7 protein-coding genes are annotated in these 5,513 nt (G+C 53.3%); all 7 read right to left on the bottom strand.

From position 1 onward, the window contains the following. Positions 1–33: 33 nt before the first annotated feature. Entirely contained in the window at positions 34–282 is a 249-nt protein-coding gene (locus DW251_RS17585; protein ID WP_087295647.1) for a hypothetical protein, read from the bottom strand. Positions 283–300: 18 nt separating this feature from the next. Beyond that, entirely contained in the window at positions 301–573 is a 273-nt protein-coding gene (locus DW251_RS17590) for a type II toxin-antitoxin system YafQ family toxin (protein WP_066859802.1), read from the bottom strand. Further along, complete coding sequence (locus DW251_RS17595; protein WP_005948237.1) at positions 566–847, bottom strand: type II toxin-antitoxin system RelB/DinJ family antitoxin; 282 nt, start codon at positions 845–847, stop codon at positions 566–568. Before DW251_RS17595 ends, DW251_RS17590 begins: the two co-directional genes overlap by 8 nt. Before the next feature lie 245 nt (positions 848–1,092). Further along, complete coding sequence (locus tag DW251_RS17600; protein ID WP_118301894.1) at positions 1,093–2,613, bottom strand: hypothetical protein; 1,521 nt, start codon at positions 2,611–2,613, stop codon at positions 1,093–1,095. A 425-nt stretch (positions 2,614–3,038) separates the two neighbouring features. Further along, on the bottom strand, positions 3,039–4,265 hold the full coding sequence (locus DW251_RS17610; protein WP_182433655.1) for a plasmid recombination protein: 1,227 nt from the start codon (positions 4,263–4,265) through the stop codon (positions 3,039–3,041). A gap of 279 nt (positions 4,266–4,544) precedes the next feature. Continuing rightward, entirely contained in the window at positions 4,545–4,898 is a 354-nt protein-coding gene (locus DW251_RS17615) for a helix-turn-helix transcriptional regulator (RefSeq protein ID WP_118301896.1), read from the bottom strand. Between the two features lie 83 nt (positions 4,899–4,981). Beyond that, positions 4,982–5,513: hypothetical protein (locus DW251_RS17620; RefSeq protein WP_347474694.1), on the bottom strand; the 532-nt coding region annotated here is incomplete at its 5' end.

The raw sequence follows: 5,513 nt of genomic DNA on the forward strand, positions 1-5,513 counted from the left end.
CCCCTATCTCGTCGGCTATCTGCCGTATCGTTTTCATACTTTCACGAACAGGCCCACAGGACACACACCCTTAAACCCAGGCGTAGATATGTACCAGCAAGCAGGGCCTGTCGGCTCCCAGGCTACTTCAAGGGTAATCTCGTGCCAGCCATCTGGAAACAGAGCTGTAAATCCCTCTCCTGCGTGTATGCCGCGCCCTTCCAAGAGCAGACGAGGGTGCGGATCATCGTCTGCCGGATCGGGAAGCTGTATCTGCGCGATCCTCTCTTTATCCCAACTCATAGACCTTTCCTCCTTCCCCTAAAATAAATCGCTATGCGATCCCGTCCGGGTGAGATATAAAATCAGCTCGTCCCCGTCCACTTCGTAGATCAGCAACCAATCCGGCGTAATGTGGCACTCACGACACCCCGCATAGTCCCCGGAAAGTTGGTGATCCCTGTTCTTCTCCGGCAACGGCTCCCCCGCAGCCAACTTTTTAATAATATCGGTCAGCAAAGAAATATCAAAGCCGCGCTTTTTCACGCGCTTCAAATCCTTCTGAAATTTTGTGGTTGGTCTTATGTTATACATCGGCAAGTAGCTCCTCCATCATCTGATCGACATTGGAATAGGTCTTGCCGAGGCTCGGATCGGCTTTCATTCTCTTTACTTCCTTGATTGCCTCGACGGTTTCAGCGTTCGGCACATCGCCGCTGATTTCAAAGGGTATTCTATACTCCCTCACAGCCTTACGCGCAAAAACATTGAACGCCGTTGTCATCGTCATTCCCATATCAGCACAGAACGCCTCAAACTGCCGCTTCAAGTCTGCGTCCATACGAATGTTAATATTTGTATTTGCCATAGGTAGCAACTCCTTTCGCTCTTATTATATCCATTGTATAACTTTTTATTTACAATGTCAATATTCGTTCCTGGCCGTTTACCCAAGCACCGCCCCTTAAACTTCCACCCTGGTATGTACGCATTTAGGGGGCAAAAAAGCCTTGATTTATGCGGCTTTCCAGGCGCGGTAGAGAGGGGGCCTGTATATTTACCCTCGGAGGGCTGAAAACGGCTTCTAAAGCGTAACAGGGGCCTTTCTGGGCCTTATTCCTGGCCCCCATCGTGCAGCGCGTCCAGGAGCCAATCGCTCAACTCCTGGGAAGGGGACACCCGCACCGTTATATGCCCATTTTCAAAGCGCACCGCTGGCGGCGGGCAATCCCACCACTTACGGACGGTTTTCGGATCAAGGCCAGTTTCCCGGTGACAGTCGGCCTTGCGCCCCTCCGGGTGCTGCTGCCGCCATTCATAAACCCGCGCCTGGGCCGTTCCGCTGCCTTTGGGCCTTCCGTCCTTATTGCGCCAATTCTTATTACCATTGATCTCGTCCCTAATTAAATTCATCAGCTTGATATGTTCTGACTGTTTGCGCCAGTTCCGCTTATTGACAGGCATAGTCAGGCCGGAGAGCTTCGCTATATCGTCCCTGGGGAATGTCACATAGTCCTCATTGAACATTTCCAGGGCGCACACCACATCATCTTTTGTAAAGCGGTTTATATCCTCAACACTCATATCATCGTAGGGCCGGAGCAGCGCAAAAGCGTCCCGGCGCAGCTCGTCCTCGTCTATCCCGCATTTTTTCGCATAAATCGCCAGCGTCATAATGCCATAGAAACGATGGCCCACCCGGATTTCATCGGCGATCCGGTGCAGCCACCAGTCGTAAAGGTCACGCTTGACCGTCCAGCGGCCCCGCCGCTCCTTTTTGACGATCCGCCGCTCATACCAATCCGGGTACTTCTCTTTCGCCTCGGCCAGCGACAGGCGGCTCTTTCTCATAAGCCCCTCAAGCCGCTGCTGCTCCCAGTTGCTGTCCGGGATATAATCAAGCAGCCGCGCCAGCTCCACCGGCCCACCGAGCCGGAACGCCCTCACAGGATACTCACGCCCCAGCTTTGAGCCGGAGCCGACCACCCGGAAGCCCTGCAAAATCCCCTGCATTTGCGGCTCCTTAATGGTAGAGGTAAACTTATTCCAAATCTGCCGAGTGAGGGAATATTTCAGCTCTTTCAAGCATTTCTGGTTGTGCGGGTACATAGGCACCGGCTCTTTCAGCACATAATACAGGTGAAGCCCTGTCCCACTGTTTACGACAAAGGTTGCCTGGGGCAGAATATCCTTGTCCATCTGGTGCAGCGTGTCCCGGAGCTGGGGCATACCTACCCCGTCCAGGTCAAACACCAGAGCATAAAGATACCTGGCATTTTTGCCGCACCGCCGCCGCCCAAAATAAGAGATCGGTGACATAATCGTGAAATCGGTGTCTTGCAGCTCCCGCAGCTCGTCCAGCTCGTCAGTGATGGTACAGCGTTTCGCTTTACCGTCCCCCTCGATTTGCAGGGCGATCCCGGTTGCCTTGTCAACCTCACCTTTCGGCACCGTCACCGCGATCCCGTTTCCCTTCCTGTCCTCAAAATGGCCCTTCCTCTCAAAAGATCCTTCCGGGAAGATCTCACGATAAAATTCATACGGCTCCACCGGCTCCAAAAACTTCTCTAAATGCTCGTTCTTCTCCCTATAAAGTTCCCGCAGCCGTTCCAATGCCGCCTGCTGATCCTCCATTCCTTACACCTCTTTTCGTACATTCTGCAAACCCACAGGGGGAAAAGGGGGAGCCAAAGAGCGGCCCCTTCGGGGCCTTAAAGAGAAAGTCACCTCCCCCTTTTCCCCCTCGCTCTGGGGCATGGAAATGATGGAAAACCTTTCAGGTTTACCACATTCCCACACCCCGCCGCTCACCCCCATAACCCCCTCCGACTTTCTCCCTGTCCGAGAGAAAATATTTTATTATTTTTTCCCTGGCCTAAAGGCCATAGGGGGGCATATATTATCAATGAAGTTAATTCCCTATTTTACGACAAACCAACCCCCTGCTATCCCCCCATACCCATAGGGGGGCATATATTATCAATGAAGTTAATTCCCTATTTTTACTGTTATTATAGCCTGTCCGGGCGGCTCTTGCAAGGCCCCCGGACAGGCTTCTTTTACAGCTCCATACCGCCCCAGGTGTGGCCCCGTTCCTGCTCTCTTTCCGGCTGCTGCACCTCTGGCACAGGTAGTAGCTCCCGCGCCTTTTCGACCAGGGGCCGGAACTGCTCCGGCAAGTGCCGATCCAGGAAATCCAGCACCGCCCCGATCCCTTCCCGGAGCCGCGCCGAAAACCCGCGCTCCCGGCTCAAATCTTCTTCCAGGTATTCCACCTGCACTTTGAGCTGCCGGTTTTCATTTTCAAGCCGCTGCCGCTCCTGGGCCTCCTTCAGCTTTTCTTTCGTCGAAGGGATTTTCTGCTGAAGCTGTTGGTTTTCTACCTTCAGCTCCCGCACCTTCTGCTCTGCCGCCGCGCCCCGGATCACCGCCGCCTTCAGCTCCTTCACCTGCTCCACCGTCACGCCCTTGACGGCCCCTGTCAGCGTCTTTTCCGGCTGTATTGCGTCCAGATCGGGCTTGACCTTCTCAACCGCTTTCAGCAGCTTCACATTCCCTTGCAGGGCCTTTCTCTGCTTTTCCAAGGCCGCGATCTCCTGCTCTGCCGCTATCACCTGTTCCTGGACAGCTTCAAGCCGCTGGGCCGCTGCCCTGTACTCTGGCAGCTCCATATGAGGGCGGCCACCGCCCAGGCTGATGATCTCAAACTCGTGCGCCTGGGCGATTTCCGTTAGGGCTTCTTTCTCCCGTTCCATCCAGGCTTTCCATTCCGTCTGCTTCCGGCCAAGCCCCTCAAATCCTTGCTGCTTTAACGCTTGTTTCATTGATACCCTCGTTGAGAGGCCCCGGCTCTGCTCCGTTGCCACCGGCACGAAGTCCACATGGAGGTGGGGCGTGGCCTCGTCCATGTGCAGCACCATATTGAACACCCGCAGATGAGGATTGCGCTCCTGGAAGGACTCTGCAAATTCTTTGAGAGCTGCCGCCGCCCGTTCCCCTCCAGGGGAGCCGCACCCGCAGTCCGTCAAGTTGCCGATCTGAAAGATAGCCTCGTGAAATAGCTTCTCCTGCTTGCTCTGCCGGATATGCTCATAGTAGTCTGGTATCTTGTCCCTGGTCTTTTTCTTTTTGGCATTGTAGGCGGCCAGGGCTTCATCGAAAAGTTCGTGGTACACCTTCTTCAAATCCTCGTTGCAAAAGGTGACATTCTGCCCCGACCTGCTTCGGTCTACATTCGCCGCTGAAAAGCTCCTGTTGTTGTGCCGGATACTTCCCCGGCCCGTCATTCCCGAAATGGTTGTACCTATAAAATCACCCGTCCCTTTCCTGCAAAAGCCTATATCCTACTACTCCTATTTTACCATACCAGGCCGCAGGCCACAACCTCTTTGTTACTTTCTTGTGAGAAAGTAACGCAAAAGCACTTTCACACCGCCGCCCCTTTGGGGCTGGCAGTATGAAAGTGCTTTTGCGCGCTCCCGCGGGGGATTGCCGGAGCTGCCAACCGCTACGGTTTCCCGCTGCTTTCGGGCGGCTCCGGCTGGGGCTTCGGCCACACTGTCAAATTACTGCTTTATGTTCTGCAAAATTTCCTCAACCGTCGTTCTGTACAACTTTGCCAGCGCAATCAAATTAGAGGTACTCGGATCACATTCTCCGCTTTCCCACTTAGATACTGCTTGCCGACTAACCCCTATTGTTTCTGCTACAAATTCTTGAGTCATCTTATTTTTAGTCCGCAAGTCTTTCAATACTTCACCTAAATTTTGCTTAAGGACGCTCTTTTCAGCTCTTACATCTTTAGACCTAATATATTTCTTCAAAGCTCGAATAATTAAGATAACCAGATAGATAAATAGCCCGAAAAGACCTGCATAGATGATCAAAGAAATAACCAGCATTGGTGACGCTATACTCATATTTGTTCCTCCTTTCTGATCATCATTTTAGCAATAACTTCTCGGTTGCTACCATCAATTATTGAGCAACTTTAAGTTGCTTTCTACTTTCCAAACAGTTTACTAAACCACCCGCGCTTTTGCTCCGGCTCCTGGCCCTGCTGATCCGCTCCGGCCTCCCCGGTAAGAAGCTGCTGCTGGATTGTCCCCGCGTGAAGGGCCTGGGCCGCCGCTGCTGTCTGCTGGGCGGCAAGCAGCGCCGCGCTGACCTCTGCCAGCCTTGCGTTTAGTTCCTCAATCTGCCGGTCTTTCACTTCAAGCTGCCCCTGCAGCGTGTCGATGGTGGCCTGCAAAACTGCTACCACTCCGGCCTCTTGCGACTGCTCCGGCACCGCTCCAATGGAGCGCTCCGTATGCGTATCCGTATGCGCTCCATTGGAGCGGTCATCTTTCAAAAAATCTTGTTTTATCAGGGTTTCAGCCTGCTCCGATAGATACAATACCCCCTGCTCCGTATGCGTATACGGAGCGCAAACCGTATGCAGCTTGCCTTTGTATCGCTTATAGACCGCCTGCTTTGATACCCCTATCTCGTCGGCTATCTGCCGTATCGTTTTCATACTTTCACGAACAGGC

It is taken from the genome of Clostridium sp. AM22-11AC, assembly GCF_003473545.1.
Classification (GTDB): Bacteria; Bacillota; Clostridia; order Lachnospirales; family Lachnospiraceae; genus Enterocloster.